Annotated in this window: 21 protein-coding genes; 14 read left to right on the top strand and 7 right to left on the bottom strand. The window is 38.8% G+C overall.

The genetic code is table 11. The annotated features are described in order from the left end of the window. Nucleotides 1–119: 119 nt before the first annotated feature. Nucleotides 120–485: a DUF2512 family protein gene (locus KFO35_RS08270; protein ID WP_002289228.1), complete on the top strand. Its 366-nt coding sequence runs from the start codon at nucleotides 120–122 to the stop codon at nucleotides 483–485. Nucleotides 486–561: 76 nt separating this feature from the next. On the opposite strand, the gene KFO35_RS08265 is transcribed toward KFO35_RS08270, so the two are convergent. Continuing rightward, nucleotides 562–1,770: an MFS transporter gene (locus tag KFO35_RS08265; protein WP_156272243.1), complete on the bottom strand. Its 1,209-nt coding sequence runs from the start codon at nucleotides 1,768–1,770 to the stop codon at nucleotides 562–564. A gap of 18 nt (nucleotides 1,771–1,788) precedes the next feature. Then, the gene (locus tag KFO35_RS08260; protein WP_002289230.1) at nucleotides 1,789–2,067 is read right to left on the bottom strand and encodes a hypothetical protein; all 279 of its coding nucleotides are present in this window, start codon (nucleotides 2,065–2,067) and stop codon (nucleotides 1,789–1,791) included. A 192-nt stretch (nucleotides 2,068–2,259) separates the two neighbouring features. Here KFO35_RS08260 and KFO35_RS08255 point away from each other — a divergent pair, with 192 nt between their 5' ends. After that, a complete protein-coding gene (locus tag KFO35_RS08255; RefSeq protein ID WP_002289231.1) occupies nucleotides 2,260–2,916 on the top strand; it encodes a Crp/Fnr family transcriptional regulator in 657 nt (218 codons plus the stop codon). A 382-nt stretch (nucleotides 2,917–3,298) separates the two neighbouring features. Here the strand turns inward: KFO35_RS08255 and KFO35_RS08250 are convergent, their stop codons facing one another. The 3 genes from KFO35_RS08250 to KFO35_RS08240 are packed head-to-tail and all read right to left on the bottom strand — an operon-like array spanning nucleotide 3,299 to nucleotide 6,549. After that, nucleotides 3,299–4,096 (bottom strand): TPM domain-containing protein, encoded by a 798-nt coding sequence (locus tag KFO35_RS08250; RefSeq protein WP_002315434.1) that lies wholly within the window; start codon nucleotides 4,094–4,096, stop codon nucleotides 3,299–3,301. Continuing rightward, the gene (locus KFO35_RS08245) at nucleotides 4,093–5,277 is read right to left on the bottom strand and encodes a TFIIB-type zinc ribbon-containing protein (RefSeq protein WP_002315433.1); all 1,185 of its coding nucleotides are present in this window, start codon (nucleotides 5,275–5,277) and stop codon (nucleotides 4,093–4,095) included. The genes KFO35_RS08250 and KFO35_RS08245 overlap by 4 nt, the downstream gene beginning before the upstream one ends. Nucleotides 5,278–5,301: 24 nt before the next feature. Then, complete coding sequence (locus KFO35_RS08240) at nucleotides 5,302–6,549, bottom strand: SPFH domain-containing protein (RefSeq protein WP_002315432.1); 1,248 nt, start codon at nucleotides 6,547–6,549, stop codon at nucleotides 5,302–5,304. 214 nt (nucleotides 6,550–6,763) lie between these two features. Here KFO35_RS08240 and dnaX point away from each other — a divergent pair, with 214 nt between their 5' ends. The 10 genes from dnaX to dinB all read left to right on the top strand — a co-directional run bounded on the left by dnaX (nucleotide 6,764) and on the right by dinB (nucleotide 14,840). After that, complete coding sequence (dnaX, locus tag KFO35_RS08235) at nucleotides 6,764–8,509, top strand: DNA polymerase III subunit gamma/tau (RefSeq protein ID WP_002315431.1); 1,746 nt, start codon at nucleotides 6,764–6,766, stop codon at nucleotides 8,507–8,509. 20 nt (nucleotides 8,510–8,529) lie between these two features. Beyond that, nucleotides 8,530–8,844, top strand: coding sequence for a YbaB/EbfC family nucleoid-associated protein (locus KFO35_RS08230; protein WP_002315430.1), 315 nt, complete (start codon nucleotides 8,530–8,532; stop codon nucleotides 8,842–8,844). 24 nt (nucleotides 8,845–8,868) lie between these two features. Beyond that, entirely contained in the window at nucleotides 8,869–9,465 is a 597-nt protein-coding gene (recR, locus tag KFO35_RS08225) for a recombination mediator RecR (protein ID WP_002292338.1), read from the top strand. A 63-nt stretch (nucleotides 9,466–9,528) separates the two neighbouring features. Further along, nucleotides 9,529–10,173 carry a dTMP kinase gene (gene tmk / locus KFO35_RS08220; protein WP_167513742.1) on the top strand — a complete coding sequence of 215 codons (645 nt, stop codon included), beginning with the start codon at nucleotides 9,529–9,531 and terminating at the stop codon, nucleotides 10,171–10,173. Between the two features lie 14 nt (nucleotides 10,174–10,187). After that, nucleotides 10,188–10,517, top strand: a complete 330-nt coding sequence (gene darA, locus KFO35_RS08215; protein WP_002292340.1) for a cyclic di-AMP receptor DarA — start codon at nucleotides 10,188–10,190, stop codon at nucleotides 10,515–10,517. A gap of 13 nt (nucleotides 10,518–10,530) precedes the next feature. Beyond that, nucleotides 10,531–11,469 carry a DNA polymerase III subunit delta' gene (gene holB / locus KFO35_RS08210; RefSeq protein ID WP_002292342.1) on the top strand — a complete coding sequence of 313 codons (939 nt, stop codon included), beginning with the start codon at nucleotides 10,531–10,533 and terminating at the stop codon, nucleotides 11,467–11,469. A gap of 35 nt (nucleotides 11,470–11,504) precedes the next feature. Further along, entirely contained in the window at nucleotides 11,505–12,329 is an 825-nt protein-coding gene (locus KFO35_RS08205) for a PSP1 domain-containing protein (RefSeq protein WP_002292343.1), read from the top strand. Beyond that, the gene (locus KFO35_RS08200; RefSeq protein ID WP_002288076.1) at nucleotides 12,322–12,669 is read left to right on the top strand and encodes a DNA replication initiation control protein YabA; all 348 of its coding nucleotides are present in this window, start codon (nucleotides 12,322–12,324) and stop codon (nucleotides 12,667–12,669) included. The genes KFO35_RS08205 and KFO35_RS08200 overlap by 8 nt, the downstream gene beginning before the upstream one ends. A 68-nt stretch (nucleotides 12,670–12,737) precedes the next feature. Further along, the gene (rsmI, locus tag KFO35_RS08195) at nucleotides 12,738–13,610 is read left to right on the top strand and encodes a 16S rRNA (cytidine(1402)-2'-O)-methyltransferase (RefSeq protein WP_002315428.1); all 873 of its coding nucleotides are present in this window, start codon (nucleotides 12,738–12,740) and stop codon (nucleotides 13,608–13,610) included. Nucleotides 13,611–13,718: 108 nt separating this feature from the next. Then, the gene (dinB, locus tag KFO35_RS08190) at nucleotides 13,719–14,840 is read left to right on the top strand and encodes a DNA polymerase IV (protein WP_002310241.1); all 1,122 of its coding nucleotides are present in this window, start codon (nucleotides 13,719–13,721) and stop codon (nucleotides 14,838–14,840) included. A 53-nt stretch (nucleotides 14,841–14,893) separates the two neighbouring features. On the opposite strand, the gene nrdG is transcribed toward dinB, so the two are convergent. Both nrdG and nrdD read right to left on the bottom strand, forming a co-directional pair. Next, nucleotides 14,894–15,496, bottom strand: coding sequence for an anaerobic ribonucleoside-triphosphate reductase activating protein (gene nrdG, locus KFO35_RS08185; protein WP_002292348.1), 603 nt, complete (start codon nucleotides 15,494–15,496; stop codon nucleotides 14,894–14,896). A gap of 437 nt (nucleotides 15,497–15,933) precedes the next feature. Continuing rightward, the gene (nrdD, locus tag KFO35_RS08180; protein WP_002292349.1) at nucleotides 15,934–18,123 is read right to left on the bottom strand and encodes an anaerobic ribonucleoside-triphosphate reductase; all 2,190 of its coding nucleotides are present in this window, start codon (nucleotides 18,121–18,123) and stop codon (nucleotides 15,934–15,936) included. 319 nt (nucleotides 18,124–18,442) lie between these two features. Here nrdD and KFO35_RS08175 point away from each other — a divergent pair, with 319 nt between their 5' ends. Beyond that, nucleotides 18,443–19,210, top strand: a complete 768-nt coding sequence (locus KFO35_RS08175) for an ABC transporter ATP-binding protein (protein WP_002310242.1) — start codon at nucleotides 18,443–18,445, stop codon at nucleotides 19,208–19,210. Next, nucleotides 19,200–21,242 (top strand): ABC transporter permease, encoded by a 2,043-nt coding sequence (locus KFO35_RS08170; protein WP_002315427.1) that lies wholly within the window; start codon nucleotides 19,200–19,202, stop codon nucleotides 21,240–21,242. Before KFO35_RS08175 ends, KFO35_RS08170 begins: the two co-directional genes overlap by 11 nt. The last annotated feature ends 383 nt before the right edge of the window (nucleotides 21,243–21,625 follow it).

Raw genomic sequence — 21,625 nt, 5'->3', positions numbered from 1 at the left:
TTCATTTTCTTAGATAGGACCTTATCTTTGCTCGCTTCTCTTAGCCGATGGTATAATAATGAAAAGGTTATCTTGTTAGATAATCTTACTTTTTTCTCCAGGAGAAAGGAGTGCAGAAAATGAAACATGTGAAGGCGTTGGTAGTGAAGGCAATCATGATCTGGGCAATTCTGTGGGTCGTGCTGACCGGTTTATACGGTGTTAGCTTTATGGATTCAACGATTGTTGGAGTAATTATCGTAGTGATGATCTATGTGCTAGGGGATCTGTTGATCTTACGTAAAGTAGGGAACATCGCAGCGACGATCGCAGATGCTGGTTCAGCTGCAGTTATCTTGTGGCTCTATCTATACTTTATGAATGATACAGTCGATATTTGGATGAAAGTCTTGATTCCTGCTCTATTGATCGGTGTGGCAGAATGGTTCTTCCACAAGTGGTTGTTAAGTCAAGGAATCGTACCAGACGAACGAAAAATGGAATAAAGCATCAGTTGTTTTTATCAAAAAACCGCTCAGATCATTTTCAGATCTGAACGGTTTTTTTATCTATTCATCAAGATCAAATTTCATCTTTCAATGATTCAATCAATTCGCCTTCTGCTTCATGACTATGTTTTCGTCCATTAGCAAGATAGAGCGCTGTACATATCAATGGAATGACTCCGGCAATCACATACAATCCTCTAAATGAAGTAAGAGATTTTAGCATCCCCATCAAATAAGGACCAACCCCTAAGCCTAGGTCTAAACCAATAAAGTAGGTAGACAAAGCAATACTGATGCGGTGTTCTTTTACGATCTTCAAACAGACAGCTTGTCCATTTGACATGAACGTACCATAACCTAAGCCGACTAATGCTCCAGAAATAAGCAATGTCACACTATTCGTCGTTACACTCAGTAAAAATAATCCTGCTGTTAAGAATAAATAGCTAGGATACATCACGTATTGTTCTCCTTTGACATCGAAAATCCTTCCAGTCAATGGACGTGTAAATGTGATGACCAAAGCATATACGACGAAGAAAAATGACCCAGCAGCAACTAAGTGGATTACTTTTGTATAAGAAGATAAAAATGATAAAACACTTGAATAAGAAAGACCCATCAAAAAGGCGATTCCTGTAATGAAAAGTGCTTTCTTTTCAATAAAACTATTGATATTCCATGAACGAAGAGATGTTTTTTGTTCTTCAGATAATGGAATATTTTTTACAGGAAAGACAAGGCAGGCAATCGTAACAAAGAAGACCAGTACAATTGAAAACCAAATAATGAAACGAAAGTCAGTCATGTTCAGCAAAATCATTCCTAAAAATGGTCCAACAGCGGCAGCTAAACTAGTACTTAATCCGTAATAATTGATGCCTTCCCCTTTTTTAGATGCAGGGATATATGCAGTAACGATAGCATTTGTAGCTGTAGAAACTGTACCGTAACCAAATCCATTCAAGAATCGAACTAAATACAATGCCCCGATAGTTGGTGTATAAAGATAAGCTAATGTTGTCAGAAGATAGAAAATCGCGCCGCCTCTTAAGGTAAACTTCCGACCAAATAGTTCTAACTGTTTCCCCATGAATAAGCGTGCCAGCAATGTTCCGATGATATATATTCCAGAAGCAAAACCTGCTTGGCTCAAGCTGGCGTGTAATGTGTCTTGCGCAATGACTGCCATGATGACCATCAACAGATAATAAATTAGGTAGACAATAAAATTGATCAATGTGATTCCGATAAAATATTTATTAAATAATTTCTTTTCCATGTATGTTATACATTCCCCTTAAGCTGAATATGCTTTTAATTTTTGTATTTGGACTTCTACATCGTGATAATTGGATGGATAGCGATCAACAAGTTGGCGAATAAATAAATCCCGTGTAGACATAAACAGGTTTAAAAATTCTTCGCATTCGTTTGTTGGATTCTCATCCACTGCTTTGATCAATTCGATCGAGTTTTGATACGCATCATTTAAAAAGACTAAAGAAGCTTTCATGTCAAATCTTGTTTGATACGCTGTTTCTAATCGATTAATGATTGTGTTCATCCAGTAATTCATGTTTTTTCCCTCTATTCTTAAAAAATTTTACTTCTGCAGTATAACGAATAAAAAAAAGGAAAAAAATCGCATAAGTGATAGAAAAAGGTACTTAACAAATGTTAATATCATTAGTAAAATACCTTTGGACTTTAAAAAGTTTTAAAGTACTGTATGATCTTTTTAGATGAAAGTTTGGATGGGGGAGCATCATTGGATAGTAGAGTCTTAAAGGAATATTTGGATAAAAATGATTTTCCGATAATACGCAAAGGATATCATAAATATTTGACATTCGAAGGGATGGAAGATTCCCATACGTATATCTTGAAAGAGGGAACGGTAAAAGCAAGTGTTATTTCAAATGATGGGAGAGAATTTAACCTTCGCTATATCAAAGATCTTGAAATCGTCTCTCTTTTAAAAGACGAATATTCACAATTCATCGATTCGCCGTATAATATTCGAGTTGAATCAGAATATGCAGAGTTTTATCGAATCAATCGTGTGCGATTTTGGCAAAATATCAACCAAGATCCAAAGCTGCAACACTATGTAAAAGAGTATTACCGCTATCGCTTGCTTTATTCGATGAAAAAAATGCAACAAATGCTGTTAAATGGAAAACTGGGAGCTGTTTGTACGCAACTTTACGAATTATATGATTTATTCGGTGTGCGAACAGAAGAGGGGATGCTGATCGATTTTTCGATCACAAATGAAGAAATCGCCAAATTTTGTGGTATTTCAACTGCTAGCAGTGTGAACAGAATTTTAAAGCAGTTGAAAAAAGATGGTATTATCACAGTGAAAGATCATCATATCGTTATTTTGAATATGGACTTGTTAGAAGACAATATTATCTTTTGATGAACAAAGAGGTTGTGACAGAAGTGGTCAGCTTCAAGAAATAAGAAGGAATTTCCGAAAATTGTTACTCAAATTTTTTGACAAATTTCGGCTTATTTCCGAAGAAGCTACTTCTGGAACACCGTGAATAAGAGGTTGTGAAATCAGCGTTTTGAGCTAATACCGAGGGTCAGCTGATTGAACACCGTTTACCAAGAGATTGTAAAAAAGCTGTTCTGCATCAAGTAATAAGAACAGCCAAGTAAAAACAGCTCCTAATGTTTTTAACTTGGCTGGACTTATTACCGCGGATGCAAGCTTTTGAACACCGTTTATTCGCAACAAAAGGGCTGTGACAAAAATCGTGTCACAGCCCTTTTTGCGAACATTCATTTAGCTATTTTTAGAAACTTCTTCCGCCACCGCCAAAAGTTCCGCCACCGCTAGAGTGGGTAGTACTTCCGCCACCGCCGCTTCCAGGAGGTGGGCTTTTGGGGATTCTTCTTGTCGTGACAAAAGAATTTGTCAGACGATCGGTTTTTTCAGTTAATTTGATACTGGATTTTTCTCGGAACGGATATTTGTAGATGCCTGATTTCAATTGATAACGCGAAACAGTCACAAAATAAAAGACAAGACTAAGGATAAGAGCCAAAACAACAGCAATGATGATTTCCACTGTCGTCAAAACTTTATAGCGTGTGATTTTGCCAGTTTCTTCATCTACACGATAATGTCCTCCTGGAACTCCGTCTTCCACATATGTGGCTGATTTAGACAAGTACGCTTTTGCAGCATCGTAGTAGGCAGCATTCGTCATCTGATCATAAACATCATCTAAGATCGAATCGATTCTACTGTCAGTCAAATAATCGATCATATTACCAGAAGTCGAAATGTAGATTTCACGCTGTCCCATATCCAATAGCAAAACTGAGCCATTTTGATCATTTCCGACTGCCTTTCTTAAGTAATTATCGGCAAAGTCTCTTGGTTCTTCTGAATTAGAAGTAGTTGTGACGATCAAGACTCGTCCTTTGATTTTTTCATTCAGCTTTTCTGCCTGTTGTTCCAAAGATTGGATTTGATCTGTAGTGAACAACCCAGCCTCGTCATTTACCGTCGCTGTATCCGCATGAGTAGCCACTGGCCAACTAACACTTACTAGCAAAAGAAAGAACAAAAAGAATTTTTTCATCATATCAAGTAACCTCCGATCAGAAAGAGGATCGCTAATCCAACGAAAATCCCAAGAGCAGTCAGTCCTAATTTTTTCTGGCTAATCGGCAGGACACCGCTGACTTTTCCTGTTTGTCCATTCATTGCATAGTAGTAGACTTTTTTACTTGAGTCATTGCTTCGATAAGTAACGAGCCATACCGGCAACAATACGTAATTATTTACTTCATTTGTGATTGAAGCAGAGGTTCGGACTCCTGTCAATGTTGTATACCCATTGGCAGTATCTTTTAACAGCTTCTCTGAATAGTCTTTTAATTCAGATTGGATTTGCGATTTGATTGCCTCGTATTCGATATCTCTTTTTTCTGCTTGGAACCCGGCTAAATACTGGCTTTTAAAATCAATTGCTTTATCTAACGGGAAAGGTTGCACACCTTCGACCATCTTTTGTTGCGTATTTTTTGATAAGGCATTTTTTACTAGTTCTTTAAAAGAAAGCTTGCCTGCTCTTGAAACAGCAAATTGCTTCGTTTCTGTGTATTCGATGTCACCTATTCGCCAAATGCGGATAACGGTGCCGTTTGCCTGCATTGTGCCATCTACTTCAGCATCTGTAGCCCAATAAGGGAAATATACACCCGTCAGCTTATCGATTTGGTCTTTATTGAAAAAAGCTTTTGGAACAAACCATTTTTTCTTGGTCCAAGCGAGAAATCTATTGATTGCTTCTTCTTTCTCGACAGCAAAAGGAAGTACTTTGTTTGGCAAGAATTCTCCGCTTAAACGTCCCGATAGTACGACGGGATTATGGCAGTAGTAACAATAAGTCGCAGCAGTGGTCGCATCGGTCACAATCTCTGCACCACAGTTGGGACAAAGGAAAAGATCCATCGCTACAGTATTACCTGCAGCTTCGTCCGCTGTATCTGAAAAACCGCCTGCCTCGTCAAACGCTTTGCGCTCGGCTTCACTCATGTCGGTAAGCTGTTCTTGGGCTGTAAAAGTAAAATCTTCTGTAGGCGAAGGTTCTTCTTTGTTCTCTTCGCCAGCCATACGCGCTTCTTTTTGCTTCTGCTCATATTGGCTGACTTCTTCTTCGGTATAGATATTCAGGCAGTATTCGCAATGAAATTTTTGGTCTTTAGGATCAAAAGTCAACGGACCGCCGCAATTAGGACATTTATGTGTCAGAACATCCATCAGCTGCACACCTTTCTCAATAAATTAATCAACGGGGATTCCTTTAAACGGTTTGCCGCAGTTTGGACAGAATTTAGGGATACCGTTGGAAAGATCCACAATTTCGTTACATTCGCTGCAACGCATCTGTAGCTTAGGCTGAGCGTTTTCTACTGGTTTGGCAGCGCCACAGTTGGAACAGAATTTTCCGGAATTTTCTGTCCCACAGACTGGACACGTCCAAGTATCTGCATTCCCTTGTGCGGCTTGTTGATTTTGTTTTTCAGCTTGTTGCTTGATTTGTTCTTGGTTGTTTTGAGCCGCTTGGGAAAGGTAAGAGCCATTTGCATTCATTCCCATACCTACGCCCATAAAGCCAGTCATTGCTCCGGCTTCATTTTTTCCGGCTGCTTCCATTCCACGGGCAATGGAACCTTGCACGTATCCTTCACGCACACTAGGATCACCTAGCATCGCCCCTTCGTTACGCATATTGATTAGTTTCACAGAATCATCTGTGTAAGAAATGCTGGCCACAGCGACAGAGACGATCTCCATCCCTCGCAACTCGCGCCAAGAATCATCCAGTGCAGTATCCATGTATTTGCTTAACTCCAGACTCTTAGATGGTACATAAGAAATCCGTTGTCCATCCGCAGACATCTGATTGATTGCTGATTGCAATGCTGTTAGGAATTCTGCTAAGTATTGCTCGTTGATATCATTGATTTCTACTTGTGTTTTGTTTTTAGGAATTGCGTTTGTATAAAATAAAATCGGGTCAACGACATGAATAGAATAAGTACCATGTGCCCGTAAGAATAATTCTGCGTTATAGAAATTATCAAAGTAGTTCAATGGCGCACTCGTACCGAATTTGATTCCCTTTATTTCTTGGAGGTTGATATAAAAAACTTGTTGTTTCTGCGGTGTAACGCCACCAAATTTAAATCGGTCAAATGTTTCAGCAATTGCTTCTTTCAGTGTTCCGTTGAACATGGAAGGAGCTGCGTCATTTTTAATGGTGTAATACCCTTCCTCAGCGGTATAATCGATGATTTTTCCACCATCGACCAAAAGCATCATCATGTTTGGATAGACATGGACGACTGTTCCGTCTGTTAAAACATCTTCTGTTCCTTTACGATTGGAGCCACGTTTGTCATCTTTGCGAACTTTGACACCTTTCGTCATAACCGTTGTATCACTCATATTGTCTGGTTCGATGACTTCTAGCCATTGATCTGCCAGACCGCCGCCGACCATACTTGTTGCTGCTTTGATAAGACCCATAAAAAATTCCTCCTCTGATTCAGCTAATGCCAAACAATTATTGTTTATTTATTATACCATAGGAAGAAGTGAAACTTCTCGGACTAGAGACGGAATTGAAATGGAAACTTGCGTATTGATTAAATACCTGAAAAAGCCGAGAAGGATAGTAGTTTTTTTCCCCAATATCACGTATAATAAGAGATAGTGAATTTTTTAAAAAAGGGGGATCCTTATGGCATATCAAGCACTTTATCGAGTCTGGCGTTCGCAGCGTTTCGAAGACATCGTTGGACAAAAAGCTGTGACACAGACACTAAAAAATGCTATTGTTTCCCACAAAACCTCACATGCCTATTTGTTTACAGGACCCAGAGGAACCGGAAAGACAAGTGCAGCAAAGATTTTCGCAAAAGCAATCAACTGTCCGAACAGTAAAGACGGTGAACCATGCAACGAATGCAAAATGTGTCGATCAATCACTGCTGGTACGCAAGAAGATGTGATCGAAATCGATGCTGCCAGCAATAATGGAGTCGAAGAAATCCGATTTATCCGTGATCGGGCAAATTATGCGCCTACAAAGGCAGCGTACAAAGTGTACATTATTGATGAGGTACATATGCTTTCAACAGGAGCTTTCAATGCCTTGTTGAAAACATTGGAAGAGCCAAAAGAAAGTGTCATATTCATCTTAGCAACGACCGAACCTCACAAAATACCAGCTACGATCATTTCACGAACCCAACGATTTGATTTTAAACGGATCAATACGGCAGATATTGTCGAACATCTTGAATTTATCTTAAAAGAATCGACTATCAGCTATGAACCAGCTGCATTGAATGTGATTGCCCGTTCCGCAGAAGGCGGGATGCGGGATGCATTGAGTATTCTCGATCAGGCAATCTCATTTAGTGAAGGAACGATTACTTTAGATGATGCCATGCAAGTAACAGGCAGCTTGACAGACGAAATGATGGACAGCTACTTGAGTGCTTGCGTGAAAAAAGAAGTACCAGAAGCATTGGAAGCGTTGAATCAAATTCTCGCAGCTGGCAAAGAATCACGTCGCTTTCTAGAGGACATGTTACAATACTGCCGTGATCTGCTGATGTATCAGCAAGCGCCCAATCTAGTTGAGGAACAATCAAGTACGATCAGAAGTACATTTACAGAATTGGCACAAACTGTTTCAGCGGATCAGCTATTTTCAATGATAAAGATTTTGAGCGATACACAAAATGAAATCCGATTTACTAATAGTGCCGCTATTTATTTGGAAGTCGCTACAGTCAAACTCGCACAGCTACCGTCTGCTTCTGTTCCTTCAGCAAAAATGGCATCAGCAGATGATCAGATCGTAAAACAGCTGCAACAAGAGATCAAGGAACTGAGAAACGAAATCAAAGAACTTCGCAGTAACACAGGAACTGCGAATACAAAAGTACAGCCAGTACAGCAGACGAATCATAAAAAACAAACAAGTACGTATCGGGTACCGACGGAACGGGTATATAAAGTTCTGCGGGAAGCGACAAGACAGCATCTGAACCAAGTAAAAGAAGTATGGGAAGATTTGCTGATGAGCCTCTCTGTCACTCAGCGGGCAATGCTTAAAGCAAGTAAACCAGTTGCAGCTGGCCCTACAGGATTAGTGATTGCATTTGATTATGAGATTGTTTGTCAAAGAGCAGCAAACGACGAAGAACTGCAGCTTTCGGTACACAATAATTTAAGCCGAATGATCAAAGACTATGCGCCTGATCCGGTTTATATCACAAGAGAAAGTTGGCCAGAACTTCGAAAAAATTATTTGACGCAAGCACAAGAAGAGGGAACAGAAAATTCTTTTGCTTCTGAAGAATCAGAAGGAGAAATCGAATTACTCCCTCAAGAACAGGAAGTACCAGAAGAAACACTTGTAGTAAAAGCAGAGGAACTTTTTGGTTCCGAAGCTGTTACAGTAGTAGATGATTAAGAAAAAAGGAGTAGATAATTATGATGCGTGGAATGGGCAATATGCAAGGCATGATGAAACAAGTACAAAAAATGCAAAAAGAAATGGCGGAAGCACAAGACCTGCTAAATAAAACAGAATTTACAGGTAAAGCCACTAATGAATTGGTCAAAGCCGTATTTACAGGTGATCGCCGCATGAAGGATATCCAAATCAATGAAGAAGTCGTTGATCCTGATGATATTGAGATGCTTCAAGATCTTGTCGTAATGGCAGTCAATGACGCAATCACACAAATTGATGTGGAAACTGAGAAAAAATTAGGGAAATACGCAAAAGGGTTACCAGGATTTTAGTTTTAAACTGAAGGAGTAATGAATATGCAATATCCAGAACCAATTGCGAAACTGATCGACAGCTATATGAAACTTCCAGGAATCGGCCAGAAAACAGCGACAAGACTCGCGTTTTATACAATCGATATGAAAGATGAAGTAGTGAATGAATTTGCTAAATCTTTGTTAAGTGTAAAACGAGATTTACACTTTTGCAGTATCTGCGGAAACATCACAGAAGAAGATCCTTGCGAAATATGTAGAAACCCTTCACGTGATCGCAGCATTATCCTAGTGGTCGAAGAGCCGAAAGATGTAATGGCGATGGAAAAAATGCGGGAATATCACGGACTTTATCATGTACTCCATGGTGTGTTATCACCGATGGAAGGGACAGGTCCAGAAGATATCAATATTTCTTCGCTGCTGCAGCGGCTGCATGATGCAGATGTAAAAGAAGTGATCATCGCAACAAATGCGACAACAGAAGGAGAAGCAACAGCAATGTATCTCTCACGTCTAATTAAACCAGCCGGTATCAAAGTAACACGTTTAGCACATGGGTTGTCTGTAGGCTCTGATATCGAGTACGCAGATGAAGTCACGTTATTGAAAGCTGTCGAAGGAAGACGCGAGTTATAAATTTCTAATTAAATGTTTTTTCAGATACAATATAGAAGCAGCATAAGAGATGGGGGCAACAATGTGAACGGACTATTTATTACAATCGAGGGGCCTGATGGTGCAGGAAAAACCAGCATCTTGAATGAACTTTTCCCTCTTTTGAAAGAAGTAGCAAAAACAGAAATCATTCAAACAAGAGAACCGGGAGGCATCCCGATTGCTGAAGAGATTCGAGCGGTGATCCTGGATCCAAAAAATGATCGGATGGATGAACGCACGGAAGCACTACTTTATGCGGCGGCAAGAAGACAGCATCTAGTCGAAAAGGTCTTGCCTGCTCTGGCAAAAGGGAAAATCGTTTTATGCGACAGATTTGTCGACAGTTCTCTTGCTTATCAAGGTGCAGGCCGACGCATCGGCGTTACCGAGATTGCTCGGTTGAATGAGTTTGCTACAGAAGGTACTACGCCAGATTTTACCCTTTATCTTGACGTAGATTCAGACACCGGATTAAGAAGAATCAAGAAAAACAGACAAAACCAAATCGACCGTTTAGATTCGGAAGGTTTGGAATTCCACCAGCGTGTACGACATGCTTACTTAAAGCTGGCAGAAGAGAATCCGAAAAGAATCCACAAAGTTGATGCAAGAAAAAGCTTTGAAGAAGTGCTGCAAACAAGTTATCATACAATTATTGAACAATATCCGCAATTTTTTGAAAACTAGGAAGGTGAACGTTTATGAAAATTATTTTAGCGATTATCCAAGACAAAGACAGCAACCGTTTATCAAATGAATTGATTGATGCAAATATCCGTGCCACAAAATTATCATCGACAGGCGGCTTCCTTAAGGCTGGAAACAGCACGTTTATCGTGGGTATTGAAGATGATCGAGTAGAAGAAGCATTGGAAATCATCAAAAAAACGTGTGAATCAAGAAAACAATTTGTATCTACACCTGTTACATTGGATATCTCGATGGATGGGGGCGTCCCTTATCCAGTAGAAGTAGAAGTAGGCGGTGCAACAGTCTTCGTCTTACCTGTTGAAGGATTCCATCAATTTTAGGAGGAGCTGAGCTATGAATCAAGAAATAAACTTGGCTCAAATGCAACCGATCGTGTATCAGCAGCTTCAACGGAGTTTTGAGCATGGGCGTCTCGCTCATGCTTATCTTTTTGAAGGAGAAAAAGGAACAGGAAAACATGAAGTAGGTGTGTGGCTCGCACAGCACCTGTTCTGTACCCAAATGGAAGACAATCAGCCTTGCGGAAAATGCAACAATTGTCAGCGGATCGAAAAGAAAGAACATCCAGATGTTCTGGTTATCGAACCGGACGGACAAACAATCAAAGTTGACCAGATCAGACGTTTGCAGACGGAATTCAGTCGCAGCGGATATGAATCAAGAAAAAAGGTTTTTTTGATTAAAGAAGCTGAAAAAATGAATAGCAGTGCGGCAAACAGTCTGTTGAAATTTTTGGAAGAACCACCGGGAGATTTTTTAGCGGTATTAGAGACAGACGCAGTAGGAAGGATTCTCCCTACTATTCAATCCCGTTGTCAAGTGCTGCATTTTCAAGAACTTTCAAAAGAAGCATTGATCCATCGATTGCAAGAAGAGCAGATTCCATTAGAAAAATCAAAACTTTTGGCTTTCTTAACAAACAGTTTAGGAAAAGCAGTTGAAATCTCTCAAGATGAATGGTTTAATGATGCTAAGGACTTGATTTATCAATGGTTCGTTTACTTGCAAAAGCAAGACACTCAAGCCTTTATCTATGTCCAAAAAAAATTAGTGAAATCATTTAAAGAAAAAACACAGCAGTTTACAGGATTATCTGTCCTGATGTTTTATTATCAGGAAGCACAGCGTCAAGCAGTAGCGAAAGGCGAATATGGCAAAGTGAAACAGATAAACCAGATAATTGAACGAATATTGATCGCAGAGCAGAAACTACGTAGCAATGTCGGTTTTCAAGCTGTTGCGGAACAGTTCGTTTTGCAGACGATTTTTTAGCTTGCCGCAGAGGACGAGAATCAAGGAGGATGGAAATGGTAGAAGTAGTAGGTGTCCGATATAGAGATGCAGGTCATATCTATTATTTTGCACCAGGAGACTCTGAATATATTTATAATGACAAGGTATTAGTCGAATCTCAGCAATCCTTACATATTGCTACTGTTGTCCTTCCTAAAAAAGAGATTGATCCCAATGACCTTCCTGAAGCTATTCGTCCAATCTTGCATAAAGCATCAAAAGCTGAACTAGAAAAAGACAAAAAAAATAAAGAAGATGCGCGTGATGCATTGCAAATCGCAAAAGAAAAAGTGCAGTTGCGTGAGCTGGAAATGAAAATAATCAAAGCTGAATATACATTTGATCGAAACAAACTGATTTTTTCTTTTACGGCGGACGGGCGAATCGACTTTAGAGAATTGGTAAAGGATCTAGCCGCTGTATTTCGTACTCGTATTGAGCTTCGACAAATTGGTGTACGCGATGAAGCGAAGATAATAGGCGGAATTGGTCCATGTGGGCGTCCATTATGCTGTTCTTCTTTTTTAGGCGATTTCGTGCCCGTATCGATCAAAATGGCAAAAGATCAAAGCTTATCTTTGAACCCAACAAAAATTTCCGGTTTATGCGGACGCTTGATGTGCTGTCTACAATATGAGAGCGAAGAATACGAGACAGCAAAAAAAGAACTCCCTGACTTTGGAAAAGTAATTGTTACACCTGATGGTAAAGGGAAAGTCGTAGGGTTGAATCTGCTTAGCCGTATCGTTAGTATTCGGCTGACTGGACGGGAAAATCCTGTCGAATATGAATGGGATGAATTGAAAGAATTTATCCAAGTAGGTGAGATAAATGGATAAGAGATCATTATACGACGGATTGAATCAGTTAGAATCAGAGTTGAGAAATACATTAACAGAACTTGTTGAAATGAAGCATGCTTTGCATGAAATCGTAGAAAAAAATACGACTTTGGAGATGGAAAATCAACGTTTGCGAGAACATCTTCGGGAATTGAACCAAGTTGCACAAGCTCCAGCTGAAAATGTGAAGCAAGAACTTTCCAAGTCTCGTATGAATCTTGAAAAAATTTATGAAGAAGGCTTCCATGTCTGCTACGATTTATATGGATCAAGACGGGACAATGACGAGCCTTGTGCGTTTTGTCTAGAAGTGATCTATCGCGAAAGCGGTCGATGATCAATAACAAGAGGAGACTGGAGCGGAGAAAGACTGCTCCAGTTTTTTTATTAAGGAGATTGTGACAGATGTATAATCAAAAAAGTTTCAAAGGAAATCCAGTATACGGGAATTTATATCTTGTACCGACGCCAATCGGAAATCTAGAAGATATGAGCTACAGAAGTGTTCGTATGCTACAAGAAGCAGACCTTATCGCAAGCGAAGATACGCGTAATACACAAAAATTATTGAATCACTTCGAGATTCATACACCCCAAAAAAGTTTACATGAACATAATTATAAAGAACGTGTCCCTCAATTGATTGCTTTGTTAAAAGAAGGAAAAACGATTGCTCAAGTCAGTGACGCAGGAATGCCTTCCATCAGCGATCCTGGACATGAGCTAGTTTTAGCCTGCATAAAAGAAGGGATTTCTGTGATATCTATCCCAGGACCTACAGCTGGGATGACGGCTTTGATTGCTTCAGGGCTAGTGCCTCAACCATTTTTATTTTATGGCTTCCTTCCACGCAAGAAAAAAGAACAGAAAGAAACATTGGAAAAGCTAAAAGAACAAACAGCTACGCTGATTTTCTATGAGTCACCTTATCGGATCACAGCTACGTTGACGAATTTCTTAGACATTTTTGGTAATCGCCAAGTCGTTTTGTGTCGAGAATTGACAAAGATCCATGAAGAATACCTTAGAGGAAGTACAGAAGAACTACTTGCATATATCGAAGAACATCCAGTAAAGGGGGAATGTTGTCTGCTTGTAGAAGGAAATTTGTTTGAAACGACAGGGACAGAAGTGGATGAAGAGCAGGGATCCTTAAAAGAACAAGTAGAAGCAAAGATTGCATCAGGCGAAAAGCCAAATGCTGCTATCAAAGCAGTAGCGCTTAAAAATGGACTGAAAAAACAAGAAGTTTACCGTCAATATCACGAATTAGACTGAAATAGTATAAGTAGTATACAATCAAGCGGCAATGTGGAAAACAGCTACTAACTTCTCAAATCTCTTGAATGCGAACGAACGTTCCTGTATAATGGCTAAGAGGTGAGGATGATGGAGCTGCAATTTCCTTTACATAATGATACATCAAGAAAAATCATTCATATCGATATGGATGCTTTTTTCGCTTCTGTTGAAGAACGAGATCATCCTGAGTTTCGTGGGCACCCATTAGTAATTGCTAGACATCCCAGTGACACTGGTGGGCGTGGAGTAGTGACTACGGCAAATTATGAAGCAAGAAAATTCGGAATTCATTCAGCAATGAGTGCACAAAAAGCGTATGAACTTTGCCCGCAAGCCATCTTTAAGCCTGGCGACCATCATAAATACAGCGAGATTTCCAAACAAGTACGGGAAGTATTCTATCATTATACAGACATTGTAGAACCAGTTAGTATCGATGAAGCGTATCTTGATGTGACCGAAAACAAAATCAATTGCAAGTCAGCCATCAAAATCGCCCGAATGATCCAGGCAGATATTTGGGAAAGAGTCCAGCTAACATGTTCTGCGGGAGTAAGTTACAATAAGTTTTTGGCCAAATTAGCATCAGACTATCAAAAACCTAGAGGGATCACAGTAGTTGCACCTCAAGATGCTGTGCCATTTTTAAAAGCTTTGCCAATTGAAAAATTTCATGGAGTAGGGAAGAAAACTGTACCTAGAATGCATGAGTTAGGGATTTATACAGGAAAAGACCTATATGAATGCACAGAAATGATGTTGATTCGAAATTTTGGAAAAATGGGCTATTCTCTTTATCGTAAAGTGAGAGGAATCCATGATTCTCCAGTAAATGTTACAAGAGAGCGAAAATCTGTGGGAAAAGAGCATACGTATGGACAGCCATTGCAAACGGAGGAAGCCGTGCTGGCTCAGTTGCGCCAACTAGCTGAAAAAGTAGAAGAAGCACTGAGAAGAGTCCAAAAACATGGGAAAACAGTGGTTTTGAAGGTCAGGTACACGGATTATTCTACTGTGACCAAAAGAGTGACATTGCCAGAATACATCTATAAAAAAGAAGCGCTCTTTTATCAAGCAAGTCTTATATGGGAGGAAATCTTGGGAGTAGAAAAAGGGATCCGATTGTTAGGAATCACCTTGACGAATCTTGACCCGATGACCTATGAAAATATCGTCCTTCCGTTATGGGGAAATCAAGAAATATAAAAACAGCTTTGAGAGTTGAAAATGGAAATCCGTTTTCTCTCTCAAAGCTGTTTTTATATCAAGTCTTGTTTTTTGATTTGTTCATAGGTTTCTGTTGCATCCGTACATTTTTCCCAAATCATAACTTGGTTGGATTCTAAAGATTTTTGGACATCAATGATTCGCTGGTTGCTGCTTCCGCGAAATTGTAGTTTTAGGTCACGTTTGCTCAATTCAAAGCGTCCGTCAACAAGGATATCGATTTGCGAAAGGAGTTCTAATTTATCTTCTGAATCTTGTAGCAATTCATCAAAGGTATAGCCTGTCCATGACCAGATATCTTTTGTCGTACCGAACTCTTTTCGGATACGTCGTACGACTTGCAAACAAACATCTGTATTCAAAAAAGGCTCGCCGCCCAATAAAGTCAGTCCTTGTACGTAATCGTTGCGCAAGTCAGCGATGATTTGTTCTTCTAATTCAGGTGTGAATGGTTTGCCATATCGAAAATTTTGCGCCGCTTTGTTGAAGCAACCTTCGCAGGCGAATAAGCACCCGCTAACGTAAAGACTGTTACGGACACCTTCACCATCGACAAAATTAAACGGTTTGTAGTCAGCAATATAGTTTTGACTGTAGTCTTTTGCTAACCATTCTTTTGGTTTTGGATTTCTCATAAAAAAACTTCTTTCATTTAAGGTTCAAAGATATAGCTATTGAAGATAAAATCTACTCGACCACATAAATAAGAACAACCTGACCTAAATCCATTGTACAAGAAAGCTTGTTCTTATTTTGATAGAGGATGTTCAAAGATACAAAGCCATCGAAAGAGGGTGGTGAAAAAAGACTTGTCGCAGCCTCTTATTCTGAATAAACGGTGTTCAATCAGCTGACCTTCGGTATTAGCTCAAAAAACGGTAAAATAGGAGGAGCCATTTTTCCATTTTGTTTCTCTAATACTCAGGTCAGGGCGCTGATTTCACAACCTCTTTCTTAAACGGTGTTCAAAAGCTTGCATCTGCGGTAATAAGCCCAACTAAACGAAAAATATGAGGAGCTATTTTTGTTTAGTTGTTCTTATTACTTGATGCAGGACAGCTTTTTCACAACCTCATTTCATGTGTTTCACACGTGAGGAAATTTCTTTGTGGCGACCATGTACCATCGGACGAGCTTGTGGATTTCCTAAATAACCACAAGTACGTTTGACTACATCACATGTTTTTGGGTCATGATTTCCACATTCTGGACATTCGAAGCCTCGTTCTGTTGGTTTGAAATCACCTTCAAAACCACATTGATAGCAATGGTCAATTGGCGTATTCGTACCAAGATACCCGATTTTATCATATGCAAAATCCCACACAGCTTCTAAGGCTTTCGGGTTTTGTTGGAGCATAGGGTATTCACAGTAGTGGATGAATCCACCTGAACAATATTTTGGATAATCCTTCTCAAATTCCAATTTTTCAAATGGCGTTGGGTTTTTACGCACATCATAGTGGAAACTGTTTGTATAATATTCTTTATCTGTGATATTTTCGATGATACCAAATTTTTCTGTATCTAAACGACAGAAACGATCAGTCAGACTTTCACTTGGTGTTGAATAGACGCTGAAATGATAACCGTATTCATCACCCCATGCATCCGCATTGGCTTTTAATTCTTTGACGATGTCAAGTGTGAAAGCTTTTGCCTCTGGGTTTGTTTCCCATTCGCCACCAAAGAAAGCTGAAGCAACTTCATATAATCCAATGTAGCCTAATGATACAGTAGCTCGACGGTTTTTGAATAATTCATTGACAGAATCGGTACGTGAAAGACGTTTTCCGAAAGCACCATACATGTATAAGATTGGCGCATTTGCTGGAATGGCTTCTTTACAACGTTCTACACGATAGAGAAGCGCATCTTTCATGATTTCTAAACGGTCAGACAATAGCTGCCAGAATTTGTTCTGATCTCCTTTTGATTCGATCGCGATTCTTGGTAAATTCAATGTAACCACACCTAAATTCATTCGTCCGACATTTACTTCTTGACCATTTTCGTCTTTCCATCCTTGCAAGAATGAACGACAGCCCATAGGTACTTTGAAACTTCCAGTTAATTCGACGATTTTGTCGTAATTCAGAATATCAGGATACATTCGTTTCGTTGCACATTCCAATGCTAGTTGTTTGATGTCGTAATTAGGATCTTCAGGGTTTAAGTTTACACCTTTTTTTAAAGTGAAGATCAGTTTAGGGAAGATAGCTGTTCGCTTTTCACTCCCTAATCCATTGATTCGGATCTGTAAAATCGCTTTTTGGATTTCTCTTTCAAACCAGTTTTCCCCCAAACCAAACCCTAATGAAGTGAAAGGGGTTTGCCCATTTGAAGTAAATAAGGTATTGATTTCATATTCCAAACTTTGCATAGCATCGAAGATATCTTTTTTGGTTTTTGCTTTTGCATATTCTTTTTGGCGTTCTGGCGAATCGATCCATTCTTCCGCGTCTTTTAGATGTTTTTTATAGTTCAATTCTGCAAAAGGAGCCAGCAATTCATCTGTTCGGTCGGCAGAACAGCCGCCATATTGACTTGACGCAACATTAGCAATGATCTGTGAGATTTGTGCTGTCGCTGTCTGGATAGATTTAGGTGATTCCACTTCCGCATTTCCAATTTTGAAACCGTTGTTCAGCATACCTTTGAAATCAATCAAGCAGCAATTTGTCATCGGTGTGTAAGGATGATAATCCAAATCATGGTAATGGATATCACCTTTTTGATGGGCATTTGCTATATGTGGCGGCAACATTTTCAGTCCGATCGATTTTCCGACAATGCCGGCTGTTAGATCACGCTGTGTATTGAAAACATTACTGTCTTTATTTGCATTTTCATTCACGACAGTCTGGTCTTTGTTGATTAGTTTTTCAATCGAAAAGTTGATATCTGTCGCTTTACTGCGAGCAAAATCCCGTTTTGTACGGTAATTGATATACTCTTCTGCTAATTCATATTCGTTTTTTTCTAATAAGATATGTTCCACGATGTTTTGAATCTCATAGATCTTGACATTTTCAGCAAACCGGCTTTTGATTTCTTGGACAACCAAGTCTGCAATCATTTGGATTTTTTCGTAAGTAAGTGGGGATAATGAGCCGTGAATTTTCTTTTCAGCTTTGATTAGTGCTTCGTTGATCTTTTGTTCATCGAAATCAACATGGCGGCCATCTCGTTTGATAACTTTCATCTGGTGTGCCTCTGGTTGCTGAGTAACGACTGTTTTCTCTTCATAATTTACTTTCATTATCTTCAACTCCTGCTAAATTGTTCTTGTCTATCATAAAACAAAATTTAGGAAGGAGCAACTAATTATCGGCTATATATAGTATTCAATCCGCTGTATAATTGGATTTCTATACTATATGTAGTGTATATTTTATTGTGAAAAAAAGTGAAAACTTGTAGTTGATGGATTTGTTTTTTGCATATTTAATTTAGCTGAATAAAATAATTGAATAAAATTTTTTTATTTAGGCTAAGAAAAAGTGACAAAAACATAAGAGCAAATTGTTCGTAGATATGCTACTATGCAAATAAACAGAAATGAAAGAGGAGAAGAAGAATTGGAAAAGATGATCGAAGTGAAACATCTCAGTAAAAGCTACGGTAGCAAACTTTCTCCCGTCAAAGCTTTAGATAATATCTCATTCACAGTAGAAGAAGGCGAATTTGTTGGGATCATGGGTCCAAGTGGTGCAGGCAAGACGACGTTGATGAATATTTTATCCACGATCAATTTGCCTACGATGGGTAGTGTCTTGATTCAAGGAAAAGAAATCACAAAAATGAAAAATAGTGAGCTCAGTGACTTTCGCCGAAAAAAACTAGGATTCATTTTTCAAGAATTCAATTTGATCGATACTTTAAATGCAAAAGACAATATCCTATTGCCCCTAGCAGTTGAACGGATGACTAAGGAAGAGATGGAAAAGAGAGTAAGACACGTAGCTCAATTGTTGAATATAGAAGAACTGCTAAAACGATATCCAGATGAGCTTTCTGTCGGTCAGCGACAACGAATTGCAGCCGCTAGAGCCCTTGTTGTTCAGCCACAAGTAATCTTTGCAGATGAACCAACTGGATCTCTAGATTCGAAGTCGGCCACAGAATTGTTGAATTATTTACAGACTATGAATCAAAAAGAAAAAGCGACAATCTTGTTAGTCACCCATGACCCATATACAGCGAGCTACTGTGACAGAATTTTATTTATTAAAGACGGCGTGATTTTTTCAGAAGTTGTGAGAAGAGGGACAAGAAGAGAATTCTTTGAAAAAGTAATCGACATGCAGGCGACGATTGGTGGAGGAGGAAAAATGAATGCTGTATAAACTAGCCGTCAAAAGCTTTTTTCGGCAATCCCGAGGGTATCTTGTTTATTTTTTCAGTTTGACTTTATCCGTGATGATTTATTATTCATTCAGCGCAATGACTTATGATCAATCTTTAGTTAGAAGAGCAAGTCCAGATACTTCGATAGATGGTGGATTGAGTTTTGGCGGACTGATCATTACTGTCGTTTTACTTTTTTTCGTATTCAGTGCCAACCGATTTTTTTTGAATAGAAGACAAAAAGAAATAGGTATCTATCAACTTTTTGGTATGAACAAACTACAAATTTCAGGTATATATGTGTTGGAAATCATGATAATTGGGTTATTTGCCTGTATCTTTGGGATATTGCTCGGCATTATTTTCTCCAAACTCTTTTCCATGATTTTGGTTCGAATGATGGATATGGATCTTAATAGTCCGTTTTTTATCTCCATTCCATCAGTCGCAGATACTTTATTTGCTTTTTTCATCATCCTTTTAGCAGTATCTGTGTATTCGATATGGAAAATCTGGCGCTACCCGATGATTCGAAGTTTTGGAGAAAAAGAACAAGCAGATAGTTCAACGATGCGTTTCAGAACAAGGCATCGATTACTCGCTGTCATTGGGTTATTGCTTTTAACGAGCGGATATTTTGGGGCTAGTCATTTTAGAGAAATCACTTCATGGATGATCAGTCATCATTACCTTGAGACATTCATTCTCTTTTTGCCTTTTCTGATCTTTTTCATTTGTGTGATTGGTACTTATTTGTTTTTCTGCTATACATTTCGGCTCTTTTTGATCATATTGAGTAAATGGAAGCTCTATTACTATGGGATCAATTTTTTAATAATAGGTAATACACAAGTGCACCTGCTCAAAAGCTGGCGGACGAATTCTCTAATTACAGTCATTCTTGGAATTTCTTTAATGACGATTGGCGGTACGGCTAGTATTTCTACTATTTTATCGTATCAGGAGAAAGTATCCTCCCCGATGGACTATCAGTTTGATGTCGAGACAGAAAAAAAAATCAAGCCTATTCTGGCAGAGGAAGGACAGAAGATAACTAAAGAAATCACCTTGCATTATAAAGTCATAGGTAGTATCTACAGACCAGATCTCGAAGAACCTATGTTTCAAACTGCTAATCTGATCACAGAAACAGAATATCAAGCCTTCAGAAAAGTTAATCCGGATTTGCCAAACGTTTCTTTGAAATCTCCTAACTATACTGTTTTGCTTGATCAAATGCAAACTCTTTTCCGGAATATTTCATTATATGGTTCTAGTATTGGATTGCCAGATAATCAAGAGTTGAAGATTCAACAAATGCTTCCAAGTGTATTAGGTGACGAAACGATGGTATATCTAAGTCCTGTGCTAGTCGTGGATGATAACGTTTTTGAAAAAGCAAAAGGTGTAGATTATCAAGTAGTCAATGTGGATGTGTCAGGTGGGAATAATGAAAAGATAGATGAACGACTGAGCAGTGAAATGTCGATAAAGTGGCTCAATGCTATTTATTATTCTTATGATATCGTAAATGGGCGTCTGCAAGGAGAAATTAGTACAAAGAAACTGCCAGATGACAAAATGAAGGAAGCTCAATTTAGTCAAGAAGGTTCTCGGTTGAACTTCTCCTCCAGCTATTCAAAATTGCGTGCAGTCAACCGGCGGATTGGTATCAATATTTTTGTCACACTGTTTGTCGGAATGATCGTCATTATTGCTACTGGCAGTATTCTGACCGTTCGACAATTAGCAGAAGCAGAGGAAGAAAAAGAAAATTATCACCTATTGACTAAACTGGGGATACCACAAAGAAGAATTAGAAGGATGATTTTCGAGCAAAACGCACTTACCTTTTTTCCACCCATGATATTAGGAATCACTCATGCAGTATTTGCAATCAATGTTTTCACTCAGTATATCAAAACTGCCGATTATTGGTTGGCTTATCTTGTCAGTGGCTTATTGATCCTTATCTATCTTTTGCTTTATGTCATTACGAGTCAGTTATATTGTCGGATTATCGAGGAATGACAGGCGGAATAAGACAAGATAATAAAAAGTACTAAATTTTAAACACCGTTTAAAGAAGAGATTGTGAAAAAGCTGTCCTGCATCAAGTAATAAAAAACAGCCAAGCAAAAATAGTTTCCCATGTTTTTGATTTGGCTGGACTTATTACCGCAGATGCAAGCTTTTACACACCGTTTATTTGGAAGAAGAGGTTGTGACACGCTTTTTGTCACAACCTCTTTATTTTTTATATTTTCGCGAATTGTAAAATTAAGTTAGAAAAATAAAAAGGCATTTATGGTACACTCAAATTGTATTTCCGACGAAAGAAAACAAAGGAGTGTAACCATAAATGACCTACAAACATCTTACCATAGACGAACTGACAATGATAGAATCATATT

Source organism: Enterococcus lactis (assembly GCF_015751045.1).
Taxonomy (GTDB): Bacteria; Bacillota; Bacilli; order Lactobacillales; family Enterococcaceae; genus Enterococcus_B; species Enterococcus_B lactis.
The sequence above is the reverse complement of the archived record's forward strand: the minus strand, read 5'-3'. Positions and strand labels throughout refer to the sequence as shown.